The following is a 25,163-nucleotide window of genomic DNA, read 5'->3' on the forward strand; positions in this document are numbered from 1 at the left end:
GGGCCATTAAAACGGCTCCTTTTAACTTCCCAGAACCCAGCCTAGAATCGCTCGTTTTACCAGCCCAGAACAAAAAACAGGCAAACACTGGCACATAATGCTGCATTTTAGAACTATTAATATGTCTATCAATTCAAATCAATAGTAAATCATCAAACTGCAACAAAACACGCTGTCACGGTAGGGCTATTATAATCGCGGTAAGTTTGAAATCGGTTATTAACAGGTTATATTAAATAGCTCATAAGCTTATACGGTTTAATGCTTTACAATTAAAATGCCACAATACATATAGTTAACATAACATATATTATAGGAAGTAAGTAAAAAGAGAGAAAAACAAGTTATATAGAGGATTCAAAACGGATTTTTGGGGTTTTTCAACGACTTTATCCTAATAAGAGCTTCCGCGACAAGTTGAAAGCAACATTCAGAAACGCTACGCAGGTTCTTTCATCTGCACATTCCCGCCTGCAATTTTAATGATTTTTCCTGAAACAAGCGCCAGGGCTATTTTCTTTCGCCCAGATCGTAATATTCGTCCAAAACTAGCCCTTGAAATTCCCATGGCTAAGGCCCCTGCCGCTTGGTCCAAATTCTCAAAATCAGCTAATTTTATAGCCTCAAATTCGTCCAAAGCAATCTCGATTTCATCCGGTCTTCCCGGCTTTCCCCTTGGGCTAAATTGCCTTATTTTAGGCTCTTTTTGGACAAATCTTATCTTCTTCGGGCGACCTTTCTTCATATTCTTTCCTTTCAGTTTTCGTAATTATAGTCAAATAAAACACCAATTCAACTACCCATTTATTATGAGCATATGCTCATAATATCACTTGAGTATAAAACTTCAACAAAATACTAAAAAAATTGCCAGGACTGAGGAAATCCAATCCTGGCAAAATTGAAACTGACTAAAAAAGTGGATAAAAAACGTGTTTTAAAAAGTGTTAAAACGTCCTTTCAACCCCTCATATTCTTGGTTAATTTCGCTAGGAAGACGTCCTTCAAATTGATTAAAAAAGGCCTGCTGGCTATTTAGTTCTTGTGCCCATTCTTCTTTGTTAATGGCAAATAGGTCCTTCATTGTTTCCGCGGATAAATCCAGCCCAGAAAGATCGATGTCTTTGGGGTCCGGAATAAAACCAATGGGCGTTTTGATAGCGCCAACTTTGCCATTACAACGGTTAAGGATCCACTCAACAATCCGTAAGTTTTCCCCGTAACCAGGCCATAAAAACTTGCCATTTTCATCCTGCTTAAACCAGTTAACGCAAAATATACGGGGAGCTTTTTTTCCCATTATTTTCCCCATCTTTAGCCAATGCTGAAAATAGTCTGCCATGTTATAACCGCAAAAAGGCACCATCGCCATGGGGTCATAACGCACTTCACCCTGTTTGCCGAACTGCGCGGCAGTACGTTCGGAGGCCATAGTAGCTCCCACAAAAACACCATGTTGCCAGTTAAAAGCCTCAAAAACCAGCGGTGTCAGCTTAGCCCTGCGGCCGCCAAAAATGATCGCTGAAACCGGAACGCCTTTTTTAAGGTGCGAGGTGCCTTTCGGAGCCGTAGGACACTGACTAAATGGAGCCGTAAACCGGCTATTGGGATGAGCTCCCAAGACTTTCTTCCCGTTCGCATCTGTCATTCCGGGATGCCAAGGTTTCCCTTCCCAATTTACCCCTTCAGCAGGAGGCTGTTCATCGCCCCCTTCCCACCAAACCGTATTATCGGGTTTTAAGAGAACATTAGTAAAGATTGTATTTTTTTGGATGGTTTTAATGGCATTTGGATTGGACTTCAAATTTGTCCCGGGTAAAACACCAAAAAACCCGCTTTCCGGATTAACCGCTAAAAGCGTTCCTTTTTTATCCGGACGCATCCAGGCAATATCATCGCCAACCGTTGAAACAGTGTATTTCTTTTTAGACAAGCTTTTGGGCGGAACAATCATGGCAAGATTGGTTTTGCCGCAAGCACTGGGAAAAGCACCAGTCACATACTGCATTTTTCCGGCCTTGCTTTTTAAGCCTAAAATAAGCATATGCTCGGCCATCCAATTTTCCTGCCTTGCCAGATAGCTGGCAACACGAAGCGCTAAGCATTTTTTTCCCAAAAGAACATTGCCACCATAGCCGGAACCGACGCTCCAAATCGTATTATCCTGAGGAAAATGCAGAATAAGCCGGCGGTTAATGTCAAGATCGGCTTTGCTATGTAAACATTTCGTAAACTCACCATTTTTTCCTATTGAATCAAGGACTTTTTGTCCAATACGCGTCATGATCCGCATATTAAGAACGACATAAATACTGTCCGTCAACTCAACACCAATCTTACAAAAAGACGATCCCGGAAGCCCCATAGCAAACGGGACAACATACATCGTGCGGCCTTTCATGGCGCCGCGAAAAAGATCCGCCGCCTTTTTATAAGCATCTGCTGGAGACATCCAATTGTTGGTTGGTCCCGCATCTTCTTTCTTTGGAGTACAAATAAAGGTGAGATTTTCCGTGCGCGCGACATCGCTGGGATGCGTACGATGATAAAAACACCCGGGGAGTTTTTTAGAGTCGAGGGTCACTAGCTCTTTCGTGACAAGAGCCTCCTCTTCTAATTTCTTCTTTTCCTTCTCGGATCCACTGATCCAAACAACTTGATCCGGCTGACACAAGGCAGCCATTTCTTCAACCCACAAGTTCAATTTTTTATGATCGCTCATCTTGTTTCTCCGTTCGATGTTTTCTTTAAGAAATAGAATTTACTATCTCTGCGTTCCTTTAAAATCGCCATCATTATACAGAGGAAAAGCGCCTTGTCAATATTTTCACGTGTTTAAAAGCAAAAAAAAGGCGGCCGCGAAAATCGCGGCCGCCTTTTACCACTTATAATCGTTATTATTTATTTTATGATCCGGTTAAAATCGTCTTGGATGCGAATAATATCGTCTTCTCCTAAATATTTTCCGCAAGCAACTTCGATAAAAACCAGATCTTTTTTTCCGGTATTGCCGATGCGATGGACCGCACCCAGCGGAACATCAACAACTGTTCCGGGAACAACCGCTAGTTTCTTCTTATTAACAACAGCTAATCCACGTCCTTCAACAATGATCCATTTTTCAGAACGGTGTTGATGCTTCTGAAGGCTCAAGCGGCATTTTGACTTGACTTTAACACGCTTAACCCAAACTTTTGGTTCATAGAAAAGCATGCGGTATTCGCCCCAAGGACGAACAGAATGTTTCTTATTAAACCGAGGGATCTTTCTTTTACTTTTCTTAAGCATATTCTTAATTGACTATAACCGATTCATAATATTGTCTAAGATCTCGCGGGATCGGACCTCATCGCCAAGCGTGCCGACGCGGATCGCAACCTTGGTTAGATCCTTCGAAACATGTTCGATATCGATCCAGACATGTTTTCCATCAGCATATTTTGATTCGATCTTGGCCGTCGTCTTATCTTTGTTGTCAACCAAAATCGGCAACTCTAATTTCTTTAACGCGAGAATTGATGCCCGATGTACACGGTCAACCGAAGCGTTCAACTGTTGCTCAAGTTTTCCGGTAACCCATATCATGCCGCCGGCTCCGGCCGCCGCACCGACCAAAAGTGGAAAACAACCAGAAAGCTGAAAAGACAGCAACGCTGCTACTGCTGCCAAAGATATCTTATTTTTCATCAGTTCCTCCTTTAGGATCAATGATCCTTGTTTATTCTACTAAAAAATATTTTTATTGCTCCTAATAAATCATTTAAATTTTTAGACGTATGCGCTCCGGAAATAAAAAATGTTTCAAGCTCGGCCGGCGGCCAATAAATTCCGGCTTGAAGCAATTCCCGGAATAATTGCCGGTATAATTTTGATGAAGATTTATTTTGCGCATCGCTATAATTTTCAGCGCCATTTCGCCCAAACCGAATGCTCAACATTGACCCATAACACGATAAAGACGCATTAATTTGATCGGCCTTAAAATATTGGTTCACTTTTTTTGAGAACTCATCCGATATCTTATTTAAACGCGAGTAAAATGACTTGGTGAGAATTTCCAGCGTAGCAATTCCTGCGCTCATAACAACCGGATTTCCCGCAAATGTTCCTGCCTGATAAACACCGCCTTCGGGTGCCAAGCAATTCATAATATCATTTCGCCCGCCGTACGCACCAACAGGAAACCCACCGCCGATAATTTTCCCTAAGCAGGTCAGATCCGGAATAATTCCAGTATCACACTGAACACCGCCTCGGCTTAAACGGTATCCGCTCATCACTTCATCAAAAATAAGGACAATACGATATTTCTTTGTCAAATACCGCAAGGCCTTTAAGAAATCCTTATTTGCCCGCACAACGCCCATATTTCCGGCTACAGGTTCCAAAATGACACAAGCAACTTGCTTATGAAAACGCTCAATGGTTTCCGTTGCTTTTTGAATATCGTTAAATGGAAGGCTGATCGTTTCTTTAATATGGTTTTGCGTGATCCCTAAGCTTGAAGAACTTTTTAAATTCGCAACCCCCGAACCGGCCTTGATCAAGAGATCATCAAAATGCCCGTGATAACAACCGTCAAATTTGACGATCATATTTTTCCTGGTAAAACCTCGGGCAAGCCGAATAGCGCTCATGGTTGCTTCCGTTCCGGAATTAACAAAACGAATTTTTTCTATCGAAGGAACATCCCGTACGATAACTTGAGCTAAGGTAATTTCCGGCTTCGTTGTTGTCCCGAAACTTGATCCCGAGAGGACAGCCGTACGAACAGCCTTTACAACATTTGGATGCGCGTGGCCAACGATCAAAGCACCCCAAGACAAACAATAGTCGATGTAGGAATTATTATCCACATCAAAGAATTTTGCTCCGTGTCCACGCCTTATCACAAGCGGATCGCCGCCCACCGCCATAAAGGAGCGGACCGGGCTATTAACACCGCCGACTAAAACTTTTCGAGCTTGCGTAAATAATTTTATTGATCTTTGGATAGCCATTTTAAAATATCCGCTGCATGATAAGAGATAATAACGCCTGCTCCCGCCCTTTTAATGGCCGTCAGACTTTCCAAGACAACATCACGTTCATTGATCCAATTCTTTGCGGCAGCGGCTTTGATCATGGAATATTCCCCGCTGACGCTATACGCAGCAATTGGCACATTAAATTGAGATTTAAGAGAAGCAATGATATCCAGATAGGCCAATGCCGGCTTAACCATGATCACATCAGCGCCCTCTTTAATATCTTGTTTTGCTTCTTTTAAAGCCTCCCGGGAATTTGCCGGATCCATTTGATAAGATTTGCGGTCGCCAAAATGCGGCGTCGATTCGGCCGCGTCGCGAAATGGGCCATAGAATGACGATGCGTATTTAACCGCGTACGACATGATCGCCGTATCCTGAAATCCATTAGCGTCTAGATCTTCTCTAATTTGTTTGACTCTTAGATCCATCATATCCGACGGCGCAACAATGTCGGCTCCGGCCGCGGCATGTGACACAGCCGCTTTCCCAAGGATCTTGATCGTTTCATCATTATCCACATAATTATCCCGGACAATTCCGCAATGGCCATGGTTCGTATAGCCGCATAAGCACACATCAGTGATAACCAAAAATCCTGGAAAATTTTTCTTGACCGCTTTAACAGCCTTTTGAACAATTCCCGCGGGAGAATAAGCCGATGTTGCGTTTGCGTCTTTTTTACTGCCAACGCCAAAGAATAATCCGGCATGCCCACCGAGTTTTTGATATTGCTCAATGCTCCGCAAAAGATTATCTGTTGAATGGCGGTAGATTCCAGGCATTGACGCGATCGCTTCTTTTTTACTGCTTCCATCAACAACAAAGAAAGGCTGGATCAACTCCTCCGAAGAAATTCTAGTCTCCCGAAAAAGACGCCGCATTGTTTCATTTTTTCTTAAACGACGAAATCTCATGTCAGCTTAATACCTCGCTTTCATACCCTAACAATTTTAACGCTTCTTGGGTTAACGGGCCTTTAGCAAAAATATTCCATTCTTTGGGGATCACGCGAAAATCCGCAAGAAAATTATTTACAGTAGACGGACTGGTAAATATTATGGCATTAATTTTTTCTTTGGGAATATTTTTCTTCGCCGGTTTTTGGTTCTTATAAATTGCGACTTCGTGGATAACCGCCCCTCTTTTCAAAAGCTCTCTTTTCAGATACGGATTGGAAAGGTTCGAACGAGGAAAAAGTATTTTGATCCCTTTCAGAATGAAAAACTTTTCCAAGGCTTTTAAAAGCCCTTGGCTCGTCTCAGGAAAAGCAGTTACCTTAGGATAGATGCCAGCTTTAATAAGCGCATCCGCCGTGTCTCGGCCGATAACGGCAAAATCATTTTCTTTGAACTTCCGAACGGAACATTTCGCCTTCCGCGCGGATTTTAAGAAATACTCAACCGCGAACCGGCTAGTTAAGATAATAAGCTGCGAGCTTTGTATACGCTTCGACAGGCTCGCTAAATCCTTTCTTGAGAATTTTATTTCCGAAATAGCGATCATGGGAAAATGAATGATCTTTCCCAGTGATGCATATTTCCGGGGATGCGTTCCCAAATAAAGAAATGTCGGCTTCCCAGAGAATTCATTGTTGGCCTGCGCTTCCTTTTTCCAGAATTTAACAACTCCCCCCACAATGATTAAAGCCGGTGGATCAATGTTAATTTTGCGCGCGATTTGCACGATCGTCGCAATTGTCCCAACGGCGATCTTTTCTTCAGGATAAGTTCCCCGGGAAACGATCATGACGGGAGTTTCGTTTTTCCATCCTGCTTTCTTTAACGACCGGATAATGGCCGGTAATTTGCTTAGCGCCATAAGAAAAACGATAGTATCTGTTTTCGGAATTACGATGTTTCCTGCATTATCTCTCCCCTCATCCGCGCCATGACCGCTAAGAAAAGCAACAGACGATGAAATGCCGCGCGCCGTCAAAGGAATACCCAGCGCTGACGGAATTCCGGTGACCGAGCTAACACCCGGAATGATTTCAACCGGAATATGGTGAGATCTTAAATACTGGATCTCATCCGCTCCGCGGCCAAAAATGAGAGGATCGCCGCCTTTTAAGCGCACAACATTTTTCCCGTCCATAGCCGCCACGCGCAACATCCTGGAAAGCTCCGGTTGCGGCAAAGAGTGGCTGCCTTTTCGTTTTCCGGAATAAATTTTCTCAGCTCCTTTGGCATGATCAAGCAAACTTCGACTTGTTAGATAATCGTAGAAAACAATGTCTGCCTTTTTTAATGCCTCAACGGCCTTGACCGTTATTAAACCCGGATCTCCCGGGCCCGCCCCCACCAAAGAAACACATCCATATTTCTTGCGTGCGTCCATCGAGGAAAAAATATCTTTAAGCCAAGCATCACGGTCTCTACCCACAACCGCCAGCTGGCCTTGGAGCGGTGTCGCTTCATAGGGCAAAATTTCGGTAATCAAATGCTCAAGCTTAAGTCTTTTTAAAGCACACGTCGCAATAATAACGCCGTCCAGTCTTCCGCCTTGAACCTGTTTAATTCTTTCATCAATATTACCGCGTACTTCAACCGTTTTTACATTTGGATTTAACCGCAAAATAGCCTCACGCCTGGAAGGGCTACTCGTCCCGATCTTAGCGCCTTTTTTAAGCCGGGATATTTTATCCTTGCCGACAAACGCATCCGTTTCATCCAAAGGATCAGTAAGGGCAAAAATAGATAACCCCGCTGGCAGCTCTTGCGGCAGGTCTTTCGCGCTATGAATGGCAATGTCAATTTTCTCAGAAAGGATGGCACTATCTAAGGTATCTGTAAAGAAATTATCAGCGCTGTGCGACAAAGATGTTTTTTTATCCTTGTCCCCTCTTGTATCAAATATTTTGTGGACATGCGGCAACCTAATGCCCCTTCCTTTAAGCAAAAGAAGGATCTCTTCAACTTGCACTAAAGCTAGGCGGCTGCCGCGAGAACCAATTCTAATTTTTCGCGTGCTGATAGCTTTTTTCATGCTGATTTTTCCCTGAGCATATTTTTAATCGAATTACGAATATGGGCGCTACGGCCGGGATCAAGCCCGGATGTTGAAACGGCAATAATTAATTTCCGCTTTTTGTAAACAGCCGGCGATATGAAACTTGACCGGCGATGATCATCCGCCACATTGACCAATAACTTCTTTTTCTTGGCTAATTTCTCAATACGATGATTGAGAGCTAAATTATCCGTACACGCATAAATAAGTTGATGCCCGGCTAAATCGGAGTTCGTAAAGCGTCGAACCATTAAACAGATTTTCTTTCGATGACCCAAGTGAACAATTCTTGGCAAGGGTTCTTTAGCGACAACCGTAATTCGCGCTTTAAATTTAACTAAATTCTTTAGTTTTTGCAAAGCAATTTTACCGCCCCCCACTATAAGAATCTTGCAGGAAGCGGAGTCAATAAAAACCGGAAAATAACTTTTGCTAAGCATAAGATTATTCGCTGATAAGTTTCTTGATGGCAGGAAGCATTTTTTGAGTGGCCTCTTCGCCGCTTTTGATGAGATGATCAACGCGGTAGAGTTCAAACCAGCTAACGCCGGATAGATCCGGATGAATGACAACATCCGCCTGCTGAGCGCTCTGCTCCGCAATAACATATTCGGTCGCCTGAAGGCTGCAAACAATAATGTCAAATATGTTCGGCAGAAAAAGACGGGTCAAAAGCCGATTAAGGCGAACAGCTAAATAGCGATAAGGAGATCTTAAAAACGGAATGCTTTCTTCCTTAAGCAATTGCGCCTGAGATATCTCATATCCTTTAGAAACATCATACGGCGACTGCAAGACATTAACAGCGATGATACGCTTTATTCCAAGATCCGTTAAAACATTTGTAGGCAAGGGATTAACAACGCCCCCGTCAATAATGACTTGATCATCTTTAATGACCGGAGTGATCAATCCCGGAATCGCAATGCTCTGACGAACAGCGTCTACCAAGCGTCCGGTATCAAGCACCAGTTCTTCGCGCTTTACCAGATCATAAGAAACGATCTTTAAGGGCAGCCATGTGCTATAAAATGTCTTGTCTCCTAAATGTTTTTCTAGCCAACGCGTCATATTGGTACCGCGAATAAATCCCGATTTAGACGGCAGGATAATATCCAAAAGTTTCATGATGGATAATTTCTTTTCAAACTCTCTGGCAACATTCTCTAATTCTTGCGCATTTTTTCCAATCGCCCATAAACTTCCGATCACAGCACCAATGCTACTGCCGATCACGATATCAACCGGAATATTCTCTTTTTCTAAAACCCTAATAACACCGATATGCGCAATCCCTAGCGCCGCCCCGCCACCTAAGACAAGCCCGACGAGAACACCGCCTATCCGCCGCGAGATCCTCGTTACTGTTTTTGAATATTCGCTTTTTAAATGCGGCGCAATAACTGTCAATGATTCCGAAACAATGGCAACATTTAGTTCTTGATGCGTAATAAAAGGCAACGTCGCATAAACATCATGGTGGATGATCTTGCTGATCTCCCCAAGAGGTAAATGCGGCTTTGGGTCCAAGCGGCTGATAATCACCCTCACCTTTTCTTTGATAAAATTTTGAGGAAGTGTCTTTTCCAACCGCTCAAGAACTTGCCGTGTCAAATGCATATCTTCATGATGATCGAGCCCAACCAAATGAACGATGTCGGATTGCGTTAAAGTCGTAAAAACCACATCGTCCATCTCCGTCGGCAGATCAACGATCACATAATTATAATCGTTGGCCAAAAGACTGACAAAAGGACTGATCTGGCCCACCAGCCATGAGTCCTGCGGATTAAAGACAACATTGAGCAAGTCGATCTTTAATTCTCCGCGCGAAATACTACGCAGTACTTTTTCGTGATTGCCGGCAATGTTCTTAAGTTCAATGGGCTCTTTTTTCCAACGAGGCGTTGATTCTCCGGCTTCCGAAGAACGCTGCGCCGATTCTTTGGGCAAATCGGAATTTATGCTCACAAAGATAACTTTCTTAGAAGTTTCTCGCTCTAAGCTAAGTGCCAAATTAATGGCATACGTTGAGCTGCCTGCCCCTTTTGTAGAGCTATAAACTGAGATGATATTATTCTCGGATGATGCCCGGGAATGAAGCGCTTCGCTCTTGATCCGTCGGGCAAGGCTATGGCTTAACTCGACCGCTAGACGCGGAACCAGATCTAAAACAGAAGAAAAATCTTCTTTCTCAAATTTTAGAATAACCGAATCATTCACCGCTTCAAAGGTAAGAGGATATTGACCTGAAGGAAGAAGCGAGATAACGCCAAAATACATCCCCTTGCGGACATATTCCACCGCCATCTTTTCCCCGCTCGCCTTGACAACATAAGCCTGCAAGCGGCCGGAAACCAGACAGTAAAAAGCATCCGGAGAACTGCCTTCCTTACAAATGATCTCCCCCTTTTTATACTCAACAAGGGAGGATTTTTTGGCAATAATCCTTAACTCATACCATCGCAAATTGCTAAACAACGGTATTTGCTTAATGAGGGAAAACTTTCCTAATATTTTTGAGAGAACGCCCATAGTTTTTATTTTATGATGTCATTTTCTAGCCACGTATACTCGCCCGCCATAAGCCCTTTTGCAATATATCGGGATTTCTTATCGGTATTAACCGAAATTCCTTTAAAATTTTCCTCAATTCTCTGACGAGCCTGACAACAAAAAACATCCGCCAGTCGAAGTGAATTTTCCTTATCTTTTGATTCCCTTGACAAATGATCCGCATAGCTGCAAGCAGCCGCAATGGCAAAAAGATCAGATCCGATATCAACAAAACGGCTCAATAGCCCTTGTTTTGCTTCCAATTTCTTTTGATAAACCATCATTTGATGAAAAATATCCCGCGCTAAACGTTTCGACGCATTTTTCACAAAAACCATGTGCGACGAAAGCGACGAAGAAAGACCTTGTAAATCTGTAGCCACAATCGTCGGCATCCACAACTTCGGATACCATAACGCATAATAGGATAAAGCGCTTAACAAAGTCTTTATTTTTTCCTGGATAGAAGTCCTTGAATCAAAAAGCGACTTGCTCCGGCTCAGATGCGGATCAAGGGCTTCCCGAGCGATAAAAAGACGCATGATCTCGGTTGTCCCTTCAATGATCAAATTGATCCGGACATCTCTTAACACGCGCTCGACCGGATACGGATCCATGCCACGCGCTTTAAGCGACGGAGCTGTTTCGTAACCCTGGCCGCCACGAATTTGCAATGTCTCATCCGTAATGCGCCAGCTATGCAATGTGCAAAAATGTTTCGCGATGGCAGCCTCAAGACGGATATCCCGATTTTTATCATCCGCCATCGCTGATGTCAGCCACGCCATAGCATCAATAGCAAAAGAATGGCTTGTGATATAGCCCAGCTTTAACGCAATGCTTTCATGCTCCCCTATGGGCCCGCCCCATTGTTTTCGCTTAGCAGACCATTCCCGGGCTACTTTCAAACACCATTTAGAAATACCGGCTGAAGCTGCCGGAAGAGTTAGCCGCCCCGTGTTAAGCGTCATCAGAGCAAGCTTTAGCCCTTCTCCTTCTCCTAAAATGATATTTTCTCTGGGAACTTTCAAATTGTTAAAGCGGATCAAGCCGTTTTGAATACCGTGCAAGCCCATAAATTGACAGCGCGAAACAATTTCAAAGCCCGGTGTATCTGTCTCGACAATAAAAGCCGTGATCTGCTTTTGCTCTTTCCCTCTAACGATTTTAGGCGGCGTAACCGCCATCACAACGACAACACCGGCAATAAGGCCGTTGGTACACCATAACTTTTCACCGTTAATGAGAAAATATTTTCCATCTTCGATCGGAGTGGCTGTCGTTCTCATTTGACGAGGATCGGATCCGGCTTCCGGCTCAGTGAGCGCAAAACCCGAAATCACTCCTTTAGCAAATTGAGGTAGATATTTTTTCTTCTGTTCCTGTGTTCCGAACAGCTTAAGCGGCTGAGGAACGCCGATACTTTGATGCGCGGACAAAAGAACAGCCGTGGAGCCGCAATAACTTGCGACCAGATGGATGATGCGATTATAGTTTGTCTGGCTGAATCCCAAACCGCCGTATTCCTGAGGAATTTTTATAGCGAAAGCTTTTAAATCAGCTAATCCTTGGATAACTTCCGGAGGAATTTCTCCGGTTTGATCAACCTTATCCGGGTCAAGCTTTGCCTTAAGAAGGTTTTCTATTTTTCCAAGAAACTCATCGCCGATCTTTTTGTCTTCAGCAGATTGTGCCGGAAAAGGAAAAATCAATTTCCAGTCCAAAACACCATGAAATAATTTCAAAGCAAAGCTTGGATATTTCCATTCGCTTTCCCGAGAAGCTTCGGCTAATTCGAGCGAAGCACGTTTTTCCGCGCTGATATTTTTATCAAACATGCTCATTGCGCTCTCCTTTTTAAAAAACTGATTAAAAATGTGATCATTGCTTCTTCGATAGATATTTCTCAACAAGCTCTGAGACATTATCTTTTGTTACCCGACTATACCAAACTCCATCCGGATAAACCATGATATTGACTCCCAGATTGCACTGCCCCAAGCATTTTGCTTGTGCGACGCGAATATCCGGATGCAATCCTTTCTCTTTCGCAATACGCCTTAACTCACTAAACACTTCTTCACCGCCATGATCGCCGCAACTTGGCTTTGCTCCATGCTGATCGTTGGTGCAAACAAATATCTGTTTACTGTAAGGAATTTTCTTGTTTTCCATCGCTCCTCCTAACCCCATTTTAAGGATCCTTTATGGCAATTTATCAATAAGGGTGTTGATCCGGTCAATAATTTCTGAGGCATAATCTCCTTTGCGCAAATGGATGTGCGCTTTGGATTTCCCGGAAATTCTCTCATCAAGCTCTCTTAGAATCCGAGGAATAGCTCCGAGTAATTTATGAACAAATCGATAAGCCAAAATTCCAACTAACACAAAGTAATACGCAAGGAATATGGCCGCCACGATAAGAAAATCTTTTAAAAAATGAGTTGCCATTCCCGTCTTTAAGTAAGTATGAACAAGGTCATAGAACATAAAATAAAAGAATCCCGTAATCAGCAAGAACGGAACAATGGCCGATATGAAAACAATTCTTAGGATCCGTGATTCAAATTGATTGATCGAGAATATTTTACGATTTTTGTCGTTCATAGAAAATCTCCTTTTATCAAATAAATTTTTTAGCGTGCTCGATTAGAATCCGATCATTAATTATTTTGAAAAACAGCTCCTGTTGTGATGGTAAATGTTGTTGTCCCTGTTTTTCCAACTTCAACAGGATCTGCCGTGATGATATATGAATACGGCTGAATATCAGGGTCAAATGTAAATCCGGAATGCGTCCCTGAAAAATAGTTTTTCCCTAAATATGGCGAAACCCCACCGGTCAAGGCATCTACAGACGCGGGATAGCTGGAATTGAAAATCAAATAATTCTCCAAAGCTGTTGCGATCGTTCTTAACCCCGCCTGAGCCGCTACGTCATTGGCGGACATTTTTGCCTTTATTAAATTTGGGATCGCGATAGCCGTTAAAACCCCAATGACGGCCACAATGATCATCATTTCAACTAAGGTAAAAGATCTCTTATTCATTATATGCCGGATCCTGATAAAATTTTTTATTTGCTCGGCTTAAATTATTCAAATAGTCGCACGGCAAAAACCTTTCGGCGTTAAATTTCTCTTTAAGCCGAAGAAGATCGTTAACAATATTTTCTGGCCCAACAAAATCCGTATAGCGCAGTAATCCTCCACGAAATGCCGGAAAACCCGTACCCATGATCATCCCCACATCAACTGTTTCGGCATTATCCACAATGCCTTCCTGCAGACAACGCGCCGCTTCATTAATCATCGTATAAACCATGCGCTTGAGATATTCACTTCTCTGGGGGTCAGGCAAAGCGGATTTTGTGATCATTCCATAAATTTCCGGGTTGGGAATTCGTTTCTTTCCGTGGATATAGAACCCTTTTCCGGTTTTCTTACCGAAAGTCTTTTTTTGATAAACTTTCTCAAATATCCCAACAGGTTTAAACCTTTCACCCAAGCCTTTTTCCAAGATCTGCAAAACTTTGAAACCAACATCCAGGCCAACTTCATCCGATAAAGCGAACGGTCCCATCGGCATTCCAAAATCTGTCATGACCCTATCGACATATTCAACGCGATTTCCCTCTTCCAAGATCCGCCCGGATTCGTTGACATATCCCAATAAAATCCGATTCACTAAAAATCCACACGAATCTTTGACGATAATTGGAGTTTTTCCTAAGCGTTTTGTGCATTGCAATGCGCTCGCAATTGTTTCCGGTGAAGTTAAATCAGTTTTAATGATCTCGATTAACGGCATTCGCTCAACCGGATTAAAAAAATGTAAGCCGATCACCCTAGACGGGTCTTTCGCCTCTTTGGCCATTTCGGTCACGGATAAAGCTGAGGTATTGGTGCATAAAATGGCTTTCGAGGAAACAGCGGCGCTCAATTCCTTAAAAATATTTTTCTTAACATCAATATTTTCAACGACCGCCTCAATAACCATATCCGCGTCTTGAAAACCTGAATAATCCAGCGTTGAGGTTATGCGCGCCATACCGACGGATGATTCAAATTCTTTTATTTTTCTTGCCTTAACAGCTTTTTGATAGATCAAGCTTGCGGCCTTCAATCCTTTAGCAATGGCATCATAATGAACATCTTTTAAGCGCACCCAGATCTTTCGAGAGCTTAAAAGCTGCGCAATGCCCCCGCCCATAATGCCAGCGCCCAAAACAGCACATTTCTTGATTTGCAGCGGCGCAATTGACTCGGTTCCGGGGACAATTAATTTACGATACTTTTCCGTAAGATAAAAAAGTTGAATAAGATTTTTTGAAACATCTGTTGCAACTAATTCGCTAAAGGCCTTAGCTTCCCGAGAAAGAGCGGTCACACGATTGAGCCCGTAGGTACTTTTGATGACTTCGATTGCTTTAAGAGGAGCCGGATAAAAACCTTTGGTTGTTTTAAGAACTGTTTTTCGCGCCTGGTCAAAGATAATACCGCGGCCTAAAGATGTTCTTTCCAATAAAAACTCTTGGATCGTTTTCTCTTTTCGCGGCTTGCGATGATAACCCTTGGCGCTTACTTCATCCACAAATTGATCGAGCAAGATATCGAGATTTTTTTGAGGAAAAATCCTATCCACGAGCCCAACCTTGAAAGCCTCTCGCGACGATATAAGTTTTCCGGTTAAAATCATTTTTAGCCCTTGAGTCAAGCCGACCAGTTTTGGCAAGCGATAAGTTCCGCCAAAGCCTGGAATAATCCCTAAATTGACTTCCGGAAGGCCCATCTTAATTTTCTCGTTAAATGTCGCCACGCGATAATGACAAGCCAGGGCTAATTCGCACCCGCCCCCTAAAGCAACGCCATCAATAACAGCAATAGCAGGAATTCTCAAATCTTCAATTTTGTCTAAAATTTGCTGGCCGGCGCGCGATTTTAGCTCACCATCTTGAGGCACTTTAATTCCTTCAATTTCTTTGATGTCGGCTCCGGCAATGAACACATCTTGTTTTTTGCTAACAAAGACCACCGCTTTTAACATTGAATTAGATCTGATCTCTTCCAGAAAAACCTCTAGTTGTTTTAAGGCCGCTGAGCTTAGAAGATTGACCTTAGAATCCGGCTGATCAAATTCAATAACTCCGACATTGTTTTTTACGTGATAGAAAACTGAATTTTGATTCTCCATCTTTACCTTTCTAAAATGACAGCCGCGCCCTGCCCGCCGCCAATGCACAATGAAACAAGGCCAAGGTTAAGATTTGCGCGTTTCAGATGCTTTAACATCGTCAGGATCAATCTTGCGCCGGTTGCGCCAACAGGATGCCCCAAAGCAATGGAGCCGCCATTAACATTGAGAATATCCGCGTTTACATTACCGATAATACCTTCATATCCGAATTCTTTGGCAAATTCTTGAGAATCAAGCGCGCGCAAACAAGCCAGCACTTGCGCTGCAAACGCTTCATTGATCTCAATAGCCTGGATTTGCTTTAAGGTAAGCCCGGCTTTTCTTAAAACCTTCGGGATAGCATGCGCCGGGCCAATTCCCATTCGTTGCGGCTCAACGCCGGCAACAGCAAAAGCCCGGACAAAACCCAGCGGCTCCAAATTAAGCTCTCGTGCTTTTTTCTCACTCATCACCAGCAATGCCGCGGCTCCGTCGGTCACTTGACTTGAATTTCCCGCCGTTACCGTTCCCGTTTGCTTTTCAAAGATCGGCTTTAATTTTGCTAAGGCTTCCATCGTTTGATTTTCACGCGGGCCATTGTCTGACTCAACAGCCGCTTGATATTTTGGGGCCGGAATGACCGGAACGATCTCTTCCCGTAAAACCTTTTTGGCGGCCACAGCCCGCTGATGGCTCAGGAGCGCAAATTGATCTTGCTCTTTTCGAGTAATGCCAAACTCTTTAGCTAAAACTTCTCCGGTTTGCCCCATATTAAGGCCGCAAACCGGATCAGTTAATCCTAAATGAAGGCCAACGCGCGGAGTCAGAAATTTTAACTTGAAAGATAATGCAATTTGTGCTTTTTCAACAATTGTTTTTGCGCGCCCCCACTTAAAAATCATATCTTGCAAATCTTTAGTGAGTAAAAAAGGAATGTTGCTCATCGATTCTGTGCCGCCGGCAATAATACACTGGGCCTCTCCGCTTAAAATTTTAAGCGACGCTGTTGTAACAGCTTCTATTCCTGATGCACAATTTCGATGGACCGTAAAAGCGGGTGTCGTGATCGGAATACCGGCCAAAAGAGCGATAACCCTGGAAATATTAGCGGCGTCGGCTGGCTGCGCGACATTACCGAAGATAACCTCATCAACTACGCCAACATCAAGGCTGGTCCGTTCAATAAGTTCGCGAACAGCAATTCGCCCTAATTCCTGAGCGCTGACGCGGTCGAACAAAGTGGAAATCTTGCAAAATGGTGTCCGTATCCCTTCGACAATAGCAATTCTTTCCATGATTCTTTCCCCTATTGGTTATTTCGGCCGAACATCAATGATCCGCTTTTCTTTTGAAGATGTTTCAAGCTCCAAGCGGCGCACCATCTCATCAAAAGAAATAAAAAATACGGCATTAGGCGTAATTTCCGTTGCCAAAACAATATTTTTCTTGATCGCTTCTTCGATCTGCCCTTTATCAACACCGTCTTTCACGCAAACATAAACAATAACTTCATCGATTTCGAATGGGTCATTATCTTTTTTACGGATCTCAATTTGCCATTCCGGAATTTGTTCAAATTTTTCTAGGATTTCCGAAAAACTATTTAAGTCGACCAATGTCCCTTTGATTTTGGATAATTTAAGGCTCCTCACATCCGACATACGCGTAATATTACTTGAAATACGCGGAACGGTTCTTCGGCAAAACGGGCACGGCTCATACGTTATCCCGCCTTTCACAAAATCACCAGTTCGATATCTGATAACCGCGCTGCCGCGCGAATCAATAGAGGTGTAAACTAATTCTCCATCTTCTCCTTCGCGCTTTATTTCACCGGTTTGCGGATCAATAACCTCGAAGATCTCTTTATCCGGATAAAGATGATATCCGCTGGAAACACCTGCCGGAGCTGGACATTCGGCCCAAGCTGTGCGCGCCTCGGTAAACCCATAAGTCCCAAAGATAAAAGGATCTTTTGAGCCCAAAGAACACAAAAGTTCGGTTACGCGTGTTTTGAATGTATCCGGAATACGCGACGCCCCTAAAACAACTTTTTTAATAAAACTTAAGTCGCATCCTTTTTCTTTTGCCGCGCGCAAGATATGATACAAATAACTCGGCACACCTAAGACAACAGCCGGTTTCATTTTTAAAAGAGCGGCAATGCTAGCTTCGGTGCCGGAAACTTTCCCTCCTCCGGTGCTAAGGATGAGGATGCCGGAAGACAGTCCCCCAAAAACAACTTGCCAGAAAGCTAAATGCGGCGCGTACGGAAATAAATTAACAATATGTTCCGATTCCTGAATACCAAACAGGCTTACCATGCGCGATCCGGAAATAGATAAGTTATTAATATCATGCTTTGTATAAACATACGGTAGCGGCCTTTCGGTCGTTCCCGTCGTAAAGGTAATAAAAACAGGCCGGTATTCTTTGGAAACTTCATCTTTAACGAACTGTTTTCCCTGCAGAACCGATCTTAACGCCATACTGGCTAACTTATGAGCCGGAAGATACTTTTTTATTGTTTTCGGATCTGGTTGCAAAATAAAATCTCTGAACCGATCCGCATTCTTTCCCGAATCAAGAAAATCGCGCTTTGAAGTCAAAGGAATATGCTTTAGATCCTCCACTGTTTTTATTTTTCGCGGGTCGATCCGTTTTTGATCAAATAAATTCCGATAAAAGGAACTAAACGGATAAACTTGACGATTTAAAAAACTATGTAGTAATCTATTTTGCAAATCCCGAACTTGAACCCGGGATAATTTTGACAAATTCTTCCAAGGGTCTATCATTTAAATTTTATTCCTGAGATTCCTCCGCCCGCTTTCGCGCGATGGCAATAACGTTGTTGATGACTTCCACTAAAGTTTCGGTGGCAAAAGGTTTCGAGACATAATCATCAACCCCATAGCCTTTGGATAAAGCTTCCGGGTCTTTGCTTTCCACGATTTGCCCGCGGTCTTTGGTCAGCGGATTATTCGGAAGCCACTGAAACTGCTTCTTCTTTTTAGAATAGACCATTTCCCCTTTTCCGCTTACCATAACGATAGGGATATTCTTAAGCTCCTCATCTTGCTTAAGGGCCTTGGCAATTTCTGACCCTCTTCGTCCGGGCATAATGTTATCCACTAAAACCGCATCTGGCTTTTCTCTGCGGCAAATATCTTCCGCTTCTTTAGGATTTATCGTCGTGACAACTTCAAATTCACCTGTCGCCTCTAAATTATCTTTGACCAAAAGGCACAAATCCGCTTCATCATCAATTAGAACAATCTTTTTCTTATCCGGCATACCTATCTCCTTTTAAGATTTAGTTTTTATTATTCCGACTGGGAACCCTCTTCGCTTTCCCTCAGCTTTTTCTTTGCTAATGTTTCCTCGATCAAGGCAACCAATGTTTCCGTGTTAAATGGTTTTGACAGATACCCATCGACCCCATAGATCGCCATCGCGCGATCAGGGTCTTTCTCGCGGACAATATTACCGCGATTCTGAACGACAGGACGATTAGGCATCCAGCTCCATTTGTTTTGTTTTTTTTGATAAACCATCTCACCTAAGCCGCTAACTAAAATAATGGGGATCTTCGCCGTATCAGGATCTTTTTTAAGAAGACTGGCTACCTCTACCCCATTTCTTTTTGGCATCACGATATCCATCAAGATGATATCCGGATTTTCACTCTTGCAGAATTCTTCGGCCTTTTCAGATTCCGACAAAGTTGAAACACTAAATTTTCCGGTCTCCTCCAGATTCGATTTGACCAAAAACCCTAGGTCCGCTTCATCATCGATCAAGGCAATCTTTATCGGATCAGCCATTATTTTCCTCCGCTGATATTTTTTTTCTTTTCCTGCGGCTCTGTGCACATCGGAAGCATAATAAAAAATGTTGTTCCCTGACCTTGCTTGCTTTCGACATGAATAGACCCCTGATGCCGCTCTAAGATCAAATAAACCGTGCTGAGCCCAAGCCCTGTCCCTTTCCCAGGTTCCTTGGTCGTAAAAAACGGGTCAAAAACGAACGGAAGATGTTCCGGGTCAATGCCTGTCCCGGTATCTTTCACTTCAATAATAAATTTCTCAGCCGCATCGTGCAAAGCGGACGATGTTTGAGGATAACCCACGACGGTGATTTCTCCTCCTTGCGGCATGGCATCGATCGCGTTAGCAAAGAGATCGAAGAAAACTTGCTGCAAGATAACTCCGTCTCCCATAACAAAGAAATCTTCCGGAGGATATTGACAGGTAACTTTCACATTGTTGGTTTTGGCTGTGCTTTCAATAAGAAGTACCGCAGGCTCAATAACATCGCGAACATTGATAGGCTTTAGCTCAAGCTGAGATGACCGGGCAAACTTTAAAAGCGCGTTAACAACCTTATTGGCTCTAACCGCGGCGTTTCTAACCATCGTCATATATTCAAAACCCTTTGTGCCTTTCTCCGGAAGGACTTTCTCAAGGCGCTCAATGCCCTGCAAGATAACGGCCAAAGGATTTTTAATTTCATGTGCTACGCCAGAAGCCAAGACACCGACCGCCGCCATTTTCTCTGTTTGGATCAGCTGATTTTGTGTTTCCTTGATCTCGCTATTCGCAACTTCAAGGTCTTTGACCATCCCCTTAAGAGCGGATTGATTATCTTTTAAGATTTTGTTCGCAAGCTCTAATTGCTTTTGATTTTCCTCAATAAGCCGCTCTTTTTTCTTTAAATCTGTAATGTCCCGATCAACCCCCCGGTAACCGATAATATGTCCTCGGCTATTGTGGATGGCAAATCCCTTAACTTCCAAGAAGACCTCATGGCCATCTTTGTGTCGTCGACGGCCTATCTCCTCAATGACCAAATCCCCTTTTTCTCTGGTTTTTACAACATTCTGCATGGCCTGTTCGCGATCTTCCGGAAAACAAAAATCATAGAAATATTTCTTTTGGACAATTTCTGATGGCGCATAACCAAGGACATCCGTAACGGCATGACTTGAATACATATACATCCCATCGGTATTGGTTTCCCATATCCAGTCACCGGTCCCGTCCGCCATATGGCGGAAACGTTCTTCACTGATCGCTAACTTTCTGATCATTCTTTTCTGTTGGCGAACCGAGAAGAAAGAAATAATAAAAACCCAGAAAAATAAGAATGAAATGACCCCCGCGACAATTTGTTGAGAAATAATATCACGTTCCCACGTTGACGCATCAACATCAAGCCCCATGACAGCGATCACGTCATTTGTCTCAGCATCTTTTAGCGGAATAAGCGCGGAAACCCACGTTCCCCAGCGATCAGTTAAAGGCCCTTCGACAAATCCATCGCCGCCAGTAAACAAAGCACGAAGCTCCGTTGAAGCCTCCTCATAAACCTCTCCCGGAGATGAATAGTCCGGAGAATCCGGGTCTTCTCCGTCAACAAGGAAAATGACCTTATCATCCTTTTTCCCCATCAAATAAGCAAAACGTAGCGTTGGATTGGCTTTAACAACCTGGGTCATCTGTTCTTTTAAGCGAAGGTATTCTGGCTTTATTAAGTCATTTTCACTACCAGTTAAACTCTGCACGCTGTCATTTCTGACAGCTGCAGCCAAAATCCTAACCTGAGAAAGAAAATTGGCTTTTTGTGTCTTTTTTTCATGATCTCCGATGAATTTCACAAAAAACCAACTCAAAAGAAAACAAAGAAGAATAATGAGAACATAAAAGAATATAAAAGAAATTTGAGATGAAGAAATACCTACAGAATTAATGCGCGCTTTTGTTAGTTTGGGCATAGGTTGAATATTTATACTAGTATTATTGTAGCGAAGGGTTTAAGAAAATCAAAACAAAAACCCGATTTTCTTTATGAAAATCGGGTTTCAGATTTTACTGCAATTTTACGGCTCTAGTGGCTTTCAATGCCAATAGCAAATTCATAAACTAAGCGCCCGCCATGATAGCCGGCAACCATAACAAAGCCGGTAAGAAAAATAAGCAACGCCAAAAACACTGCCTTAAACCAAGAATTCTTTTTCCTTTGGATAAAGCAAAGAATAGGTAACGACACCCAAGAAAGGCCCAAAACCCAAAAAGCAAAAAAACGATGCGCATAAAAAACAGGATGCTTCAAGCCATATTCTTGCGCTTCCTCAAGCCCGGTTACAACAGCTAAAGGTGTTAGCAATGTTCCTAGAATATAAACATATAAAGCTGCCTGCCGAAAATTTTCTTTTTTTAGAACAATCCCAAAAACATAAAGTATCAGGGCGCTTGGAAAAAGCGCGATCGGGAAATGAACCAGCATCGGATGAAGATGCAATTCTATTTCAGGCACTGCCCACCTCTTTTATTTGACGCATAGACTGCGCGCCTTTGCTTCAATAGAAGCCAAAAGCTCGTTAAATGACTTTTCAAAAGCCGCGATACCTTCGGAGAGGAGCTGAGAACAAACATAATTGATGTTAATGCCGTTCTTATTTAGCGCCGTAATGATCTTTTGCGATTCTTTTGCGCTTTCCACAAAAGCTTCTTTTACGACACCGTGATCTAGAAATGCTTGCAGGGTTTTTTCCGGCAATGTATTAACCGTTGGCTTTGCGATAAGTTCTGTAACATACTTAATATCACTATACTGCGGATTTTTCGTCCCTGTCGAAGCCCAAAGAACGCGCTGAGGTTTTGCATGTTTTTTAGATAAAGCCCCAAACGATTTCTCAGAAAATATTTGTTCAAATTGTTGAAAGATAAGCCTTGAATTAGCAACAGCGGCCTGCCCCCGCAAAGCTAAGATTTTATTCTTAAGTTTAAGATCAGATTCGTCGGCACTTCTTTGCTCAAGCAGTTTATCAACCGTCGTGTCAATACGGCTAATAAAAACACTGGCAACTGAGTGTGTTGAGTTTAAATTGATCTTTTTATTGCCCAGCCGGCTCATTCCTTTGACAAACGCCATCGCTGTCTGGATATACTGATCCAGCGAGAAAATAAGAGTTACATTAACATTGATCCCTTGGCTCAATAATTCTTCCGCAATAAAAAATCCGGCTGATGTCGCCGGAACTTTGATCATAACATTAGAACGCCCAACTTTCTTGAACAATCGCACGCCTTCATCAATGGATTCTTGCGCTTTCATTGCTAAACGTGGATCGATCTCAAGGCTAACATAACCATCCAAACCACTGGTTGATTCATAAATACCGCGAAATGCGTCCGCCGCATCGCGCACATCTTGAGTTGTTAGTTCATCATAAATTTCAAAAGTATTTCTTCCTTCCCCGGCTAATTTAACGATTTGTTCGTCGTAATCAGCACTTTGGCTGATGGCCTGATTAAAAATAGTAGGATTAGATGTCATGCCGCGCAAACCTAGACGAATCCATTCTCTAAGCTTGCCGCTTTTGATCATGGACCGGCTGATATAATCCAGCCAAATGCTTTGACCAAAATTAGCCAACTGCGTAATTGTGGTCTTGGGCATATTTCCTCCTATTTTCTTTTAATGGCTTTTCGGGCGGCAGCGGCAATATCCACGTCTTTAAGCCCATATTTCTTGAGCAACCCTTGCGGATCTCCGGACTCTCCGAATGAATCGTGAACAGCTACCATTTCTAAAGGTGTGGGATGATTTTGGGATAAGACTTCGGCAACCGCGCTTCCTAATCCGCCGTTGATCTGATGTTCTTCGGCAGTAACGATCGCGCCGGTTTTTTTAGCTGATTCAATAATAGCATTTTGATCAATGGGTTTTATGGTATGCATGTTAATGACGCGAGCTTCAATGCCTTCTTTTTTCAAAAGCTCGGCGGCTTGGAGAGATTCATGAACCATCAATCCACAGCCAATGAGTGTGACATCTTTACCTTCTCTGAGGATATTCGCCTTACCAATGGTAAAAGAATCTGATTCTTTCGTTAAAACCGGAAACGGCGCTCGGCTGGTGCGCATATAAACGGGGCCTTTAAAATCAACAATAGCACGTGTTGCCTTGCGCGCTTCAATGGTATCAACCGGACAGAGCACAACGATGTTAGGCAAAACGCGCATGATCGCAAAATCTTCCAAACACTGAGCTGATGCCCCGTCTTCTCCCACCGTAACTCCCGCATGCGAACAGACCACTTTAACATTACAGTTGTTATAGCAGACATCCAAGCGGATCATATCATACGCGCGATTGGTAAGAAAAACCGCAAAGGAAGTTGCGAACGGAATAAATCCCACACAGCTTAAGCCCGCCGCCGTTGCGACCACATCTTGCTCAGTAATCCCTAAATTGAAAAATCGTTCCGGAAATTTAAATTTGAAATATTCGGCGCGTGTCGCGTCTTCCAGGTCACCGGACAAAACAACAATATTTTTATTTTTATGACCCAACTCAACTAACTCTTCGCCAAAACCATCGCGCGTAGGGATCATTTTAAGATCAGACATGGTTTCCCTCGCTTAATTCTTTGAGAGCCGCTTCGAGTTGTTCTTTATTAGGAGCTTTTCCGTGCCATTTGGATTGGCCCTCCATAAATGAAACACCTTTCCCCTTAATGGTGTTGGCAAGAATAACTGTCGGCTTGTTTTTAATCGTATCTGCTTTATCAAACGCGTCTTTTAATTCTTTTAAATTGTGGCCGTCAACCTCCAAAACAAACCAGCCAAAACTTTCCCATTTGGCTTTTAATGGTTCCAAACTCTTAATTTCATTCGTCGGACCGTTTTCTTGAACTTTATTGCAATCAACAATAGCGCATAGATTGTCGATCTTGTGATGCGCCGCGGTCATCGCCGCTTCCCAAACGGAACCTTCCTGAATTTCGCCGTCGCCCATCACGCAATATGTTCTAAAATCTTTTTTTAAAAGCCTGGCACCCAAAGCGATCCCATTAGCGACCGATAGCCCGTGACCTAGAGAGCCGGTACTAAATTCCACGCCAGGAACTTTTGTGTGAACATGGCCCTGCAAACGGCTGCCCAATTTTCGAAATGTTTTAAGTTCATCTTTTGGAAAATAGCCGCAATTGGCCAGGGTCACGTAAACAACCGGCGAAACATGCCCTTTCGAGACAATGAGCCGATCACGGTCGTCCCAGCGAGGATTTTTCGGATCGTGCTTTAATTTATAAAAATAAAGGGTTAAAAAGATTTCGACGGCCGATAAAGACCCTCCGGGATGGCCAGAACCGGAACAGAAAAGTGTTTCGAGGATTTCTTTGCGCAGCTGTACGGCTTTTATCTTTAATGCGGCAATATCAAAAGGCTTGGCAGACAATGATCTTCCTTCTGTTGGTATTCTCTGGTATTTTCACGGATATTGGTGGGCCATGCAGGACTCGAACCTGCCACCCTCTGATTAAGAGTCAGATGCTCTACCAGATGAGCTAATGGCCCTAAATTTCAAAAAAGCGAAAGTATTATA

General features: G+C 43.2%; 23 protein-coding genes and 1 tRNA gene. All 24 read right to left on the reverse strand.

Features of this window, described 5'->3' with window-relative positions:
* Positions 1–439: 439 nt before the first annotated feature.
* Complete coding sequence (locus WC676_06810; protein MFA5060319.1) at positions 440–745, reverse strand: DUF134 domain-containing protein; 306 nt, start codon at positions 743–745, stop codon at positions 440–442.
* A 192-nt stretch (positions 746–937) separates the two neighbouring features.
* Positions 938–2,722, reverse strand: a complete 1,785-nt coding sequence (locus WC676_06815; protein ID MFA5060320.1) for a phosphoenolpyruvate carboxykinase (GTP) — start codon at positions 2,720–2,722, stop codon at positions 938–940.
* Between the two features lie 179 nt (positions 2,723–2,901).
* The gene (locus tag WC676_06820) at positions 2,902–3,288 is read right to left on the reverse strand and encodes a phosphomannose isomerase type II C-terminal cupin domain (protein MFA5060321.1); all 387 of its coding nucleotides are present in this window, start codon (positions 3,286–3,288) and stop codon (positions 2,902–2,904) included.
* A 12-nt stretch (positions 3,289–3,300) separates the two neighbouring features.
* Positions 3,301–3,687 carry a DUF3568 family protein gene (locus WC676_06825; GenBank protein MFA5060322.1) on the reverse strand — a complete coding sequence of 129 codons (387 nt, stop codon included), beginning with the start codon at positions 3,685–3,687 and terminating at the stop codon, positions 3,301–3,303.
* 17 nt (positions 3,688–3,704) lie between these two features.
* On the reverse strand, positions 3,705–5,000 hold the full coding sequence (gene hemL / locus WC676_06830) for a glutamate-1-semialdehyde 2,1-aminomutase (GenBank protein MFA5060323.1): 1,296 nt from the start codon (positions 4,998–5,000) through the stop codon (positions 3,705–3,707).
* Complete coding sequence (gene hemB, locus WC676_06835) at positions 4,979–5,911, reverse strand: porphobilinogen synthase (protein ID MFA5060324.1); 933 nt, start codon at positions 5,909–5,911, stop codon at positions 4,979–4,981. The genes hemL and hemB overlap by 22 nt, the downstream gene beginning before the upstream one ends.
* Positions 5,912–5,945: 34 nt before the next feature.
* A complete protein-coding gene (gene cobA, locus WC676_06840) occupies positions 5,946–8,015 on the reverse strand; it encodes a uroporphyrinogen-III C-methyltransferase (protein ID MFA5060325.1) in 2,070 nt (689 codons plus the stop codon).
* Complete coding sequence (locus tag WC676_06845) at positions 8,012–8,479, reverse strand: bifunctional precorrin-2 dehydrogenase/sirohydrochlorin ferrochelatase (protein MFA5060326.1); 468 nt, start codon at positions 8,477–8,479, stop codon at positions 8,012–8,014. Before WC676_06845 ends, cobA begins: the two co-directional genes overlap by 4 nt.
* A gap of 4 nt (positions 8,480–8,483) precedes the next feature.
* A complete protein-coding gene (locus tag WC676_06850) occupies positions 8,484–10,520 on the reverse strand; it encodes a patatin-like phospholipase family protein (GenBank protein ID MFA5060327.1) in 2,037 nt (678 codons plus the stop codon).
* Positions 10,521–10,579: 59 nt separating this feature from the next.
* A complete protein-coding gene (locus tag WC676_06855) occupies positions 10,580–12,439 on the reverse strand; it encodes an acyl-CoA dehydrogenase family protein (protein ID MFA5060328.1) in 1,860 nt (619 codons plus the stop codon).
* A gap of 37 nt (positions 12,440–12,476) precedes the next feature.
* Positions 12,477–12,788 carry a (2Fe-2S) ferredoxin domain-containing protein gene (locus WC676_06860; protein MFA5060329.1) on the reverse strand — a complete coding sequence of 104 codons (312 nt, stop codon included), beginning with the start codon at positions 12,786–12,788 and terminating at the stop codon, positions 12,477–12,479.
* A gap of 12 nt (positions 12,789–12,800) precedes the next feature.
* The gene (locus tag WC676_06865; GenBank protein MFA5060330.1) at positions 12,801–13,202 is read right to left on the reverse strand and encodes a hypothetical protein; all 402 of its coding nucleotides are present in this window, start codon (positions 13,200–13,202) and stop codon (positions 12,801–12,803) included.
* A gap of 56 nt (positions 13,203–13,258) precedes the next feature.
* Positions 13,259–13,645, reverse strand: coding sequence for a prepilin-type N-terminal cleavage/methylation domain-containing protein (locus WC676_06870; protein MFA5060331.1), 387 nt, complete (start codon positions 13,643–13,645; stop codon positions 13,259–13,261).
* Positions 13,638–15,788 carry a 3-hydroxyacyl-CoA dehydrogenase NAD-binding domain-containing protein gene (locus WC676_06875; GenBank protein ID MFA5060332.1) on the reverse strand — a complete coding sequence of 717 codons (2,151 nt, stop codon included), beginning with the start codon at positions 15,786–15,788 and terminating at the stop codon, positions 13,638–13,640. Before WC676_06875 ends, WC676_06870 begins: the two co-directional genes overlap by 8 nt.
* Before the next feature lie 2 nt (positions 15,789–15,790).
* Positions 15,791–17,065 carry a thiolase family protein gene (locus tag WC676_06880; protein ID MFA5060333.1) on the reverse strand — a complete coding sequence of 425 codons (1,275 nt, stop codon included), beginning with the start codon at positions 17,063–17,065 and terminating at the stop codon, positions 15,791–15,793.
* 18 nt (positions 17,066–17,083) lie between these two features.
* Positions 17,084–18,568: an AMP-binding protein gene (locus WC676_06885; GenBank protein MFA5060334.1), complete on the reverse strand. Its 1,485-nt coding sequence runs from the start codon at positions 18,566–18,568 to the stop codon at positions 17,084–17,086.
* Positions 18,569–18,575: 7 nt separating this feature from the next.
* Complete coding sequence (locus WC676_06890) at positions 18,576–19,067, reverse strand: response regulator (GenBank protein ID MFA5060335.1); 492 nt, start codon at positions 19,065–19,067, stop codon at positions 18,576–18,578.
* 29 nt (positions 19,068–19,096) lie between these two features.
* On the reverse strand, positions 19,097–19,597 hold the full coding sequence (locus WC676_06895; protein MFA5060336.1) for a response regulator: 501 nt from the start codon (positions 19,595–19,597) through the stop codon (positions 19,097–19,099).
* Positions 19,597–21,546 carry an ATP-binding protein gene (locus tag WC676_06900; protein ID MFA5060337.1) on the reverse strand — a complete coding sequence of 650 codons (1,950 nt, stop codon included), beginning with the start codon at positions 21,544–21,546 and terminating at the stop codon, positions 19,597–19,599. Before WC676_06900 ends, WC676_06895 begins: the two co-directional genes overlap by 1 nt.
* A 113-nt stretch (positions 21,547–21,659) precedes the next feature.
* On the reverse strand, positions 21,660–22,088 hold the full coding sequence (locus WC676_06905) for a DUF2231 domain-containing protein (GenBank protein ID MFA5060338.1): 429 nt from the start codon (positions 22,086–22,088) through the stop codon (positions 21,660–21,662).
* A 12-nt stretch (positions 22,089–22,100) separates the two neighbouring features.
* A complete protein-coding gene (gene tal / locus WC676_06910) occupies positions 22,101–23,234 on the reverse strand; it encodes a transaldolase (protein ID MFA5060339.1) in 1,134 nt (377 codons plus the stop codon).
* Between the two features lie 8 nt (positions 23,235–23,242).
* The gene (locus WC676_06915; protein MFA5060340.1) at positions 23,243–24,187 is read right to left on the reverse strand and encodes a transketolase family protein; all 945 of its coding nucleotides are present in this window, start codon (positions 24,185–24,187) and stop codon (positions 23,243–23,245) included.
* Complete coding sequence (locus WC676_06920; GenBank protein MFA5060341.1) at positions 24,180–25,016, reverse strand: transketolase; 837 nt, start codon at positions 25,014–25,016, stop codon at positions 24,180–24,182. Before WC676_06920 ends, WC676_06915 begins: the two co-directional genes overlap by 8 nt.
* A 43-nt stretch (positions 25,017–25,059) precedes the next feature.
* A tRNA-Lys gene (locus tag WC676_06925) sits at positions 25,060–25,135 on the reverse strand.
* Positions 25,136–25,163: the final 28 nt, after the last annotated feature.

It is taken from the genome of Candidatus Omnitrophota bacterium, assembly GCA_041649175.1.
Taxonomy (GTDB): domain Bacteria; phylum Omnitrophota; class Gorgyraeia; order Zapsychrales; family JBAZNR01; genus JBAZNR01.

Coding starts and splice junctions, on each gene's coding strand:
- WC676_06825 (MFA5060322.1), bottom strand. CDS start 3,687: ATGAAAAATAAGATATCTTTGGCAGCAGTAGCAGCGTTGCTGTCTTTT.
- WC676_06890 (MFA5060335.1), bottom strand. CDS start 19,067: ATGCCGGATAAGAAAAAGATTGTTCTAATTGATGATGAAGCGGATTTG.
- WC676_06855 (MFA5060328.1), bottom strand. CDS start 12,439: ATGAGCATGTTTGATAAAAATATCAGCGCGGAAAAACGTGCTTCGCTC.
- WC676_06820 (MFA5060321.1), bottom strand. CDS start 3,288: ATGCTTAAGAAAAGTAAAAGAAAGATCCCTCGGTTTAATAAGAAACAT.
- WC676_06845 (MFA5060326.1), bottom strand. CDS start 8,479: ATGCTTAGCAAAAGTTATTTTCCGGTTTTTATTGACTCCGCTTCCTGC.
- WC676_06915 (MFA5060340.1), bottom strand. CDS start 24,187: ATGTCTGATCTTAAAATGATCCCTACGCGCGATGGTTTTGGCGAAGAG.
- WC676_06860 (MFA5060329.1), bottom strand. CDS start 12,788: ATGGGGTTAGGAGGAGCGATGGAAAACAAGAAAATTCCTTACAGTAAA.
- WC676_06815 (MFA5060320.1), bottom strand. CDS start 2,722: ATGAGCGATCATAAAAAATTGAACTTGTGGGTTGAAGAAATGGCTGCC.
- cobA (MFA5060325.1), bottom strand. CDS start 8,015: ATGAAAAAAGCTATCAGCACGCGAAAAATTAGAATTGGTTCTCGCGGC.
- WC676_06900 (MFA5060337.1), bottom strand. CDS start 21,546: ATGCCCAAACTAACAAAAGCGCGCATTAATTCTGTAGGTATTTCTTCA.
- WC676_06895 (MFA5060336.1), bottom strand. CDS start 19,597: ATGGCTGATCCGATAAAGATTGCCTTGATCGATGATGAAGCGGACCTA.
- WC676_06865 (MFA5060330.1), bottom strand. CDS start 13,202: ATGAACGACAAAAATCGTAAAATATTCTCGATCAATCAATTTGAATCA.
- hemB (MFA5060324.1), bottom strand. CDS start 5,911: ATGCGGCGTCTTTTTCGGGAGACTAGAATTTCTTCGGAGGAGTTGATC.
- hemL (MFA5060323.1), bottom strand. CDS start 5,000: ATGGCTATCCAAAGATCAATAAAATTATTTACGCAAGCTCGAAAAGTT.
- WC676_06880 (MFA5060333.1), bottom strand. CDS start 17,065: ATGGAAAGAATTGCTATTGTCGAAGGGATACGGACACCATTTTGCAAG.
- WC676_06870 (MFA5060331.1), bottom strand. CDS start 13,645: ATGAATAAGAGATCTTTTACCTTAGTTGAAATGATGATCATTGTGGCC.
- tal (MFA5060339.1), bottom strand. CDS start 23,234: ATGCCCAAGACCACAATTACGCAGTTGGCTAATTTTGGTCAAAGCATT.
- WC676_06875 (MFA5060332.1), bottom strand. CDS start 15,788: ATGGAGAATCAAAATTCAGTTTTCTATCACGTAAAAAACAATGTCGGA.
- WC676_06885 (MFA5060334.1), bottom strand. CDS start 18,568: ATGATAGACCCTTGGAAGAATTTGTCAAAATTATCCCGGGTTCAAGTT.
- WC676_06810 (MFA5060319.1), bottom strand. CDS start 745: ATGAAGAAAGGTCGCCCGAAGAAGATAAGATTTGTCCAAAAAGAGCCT.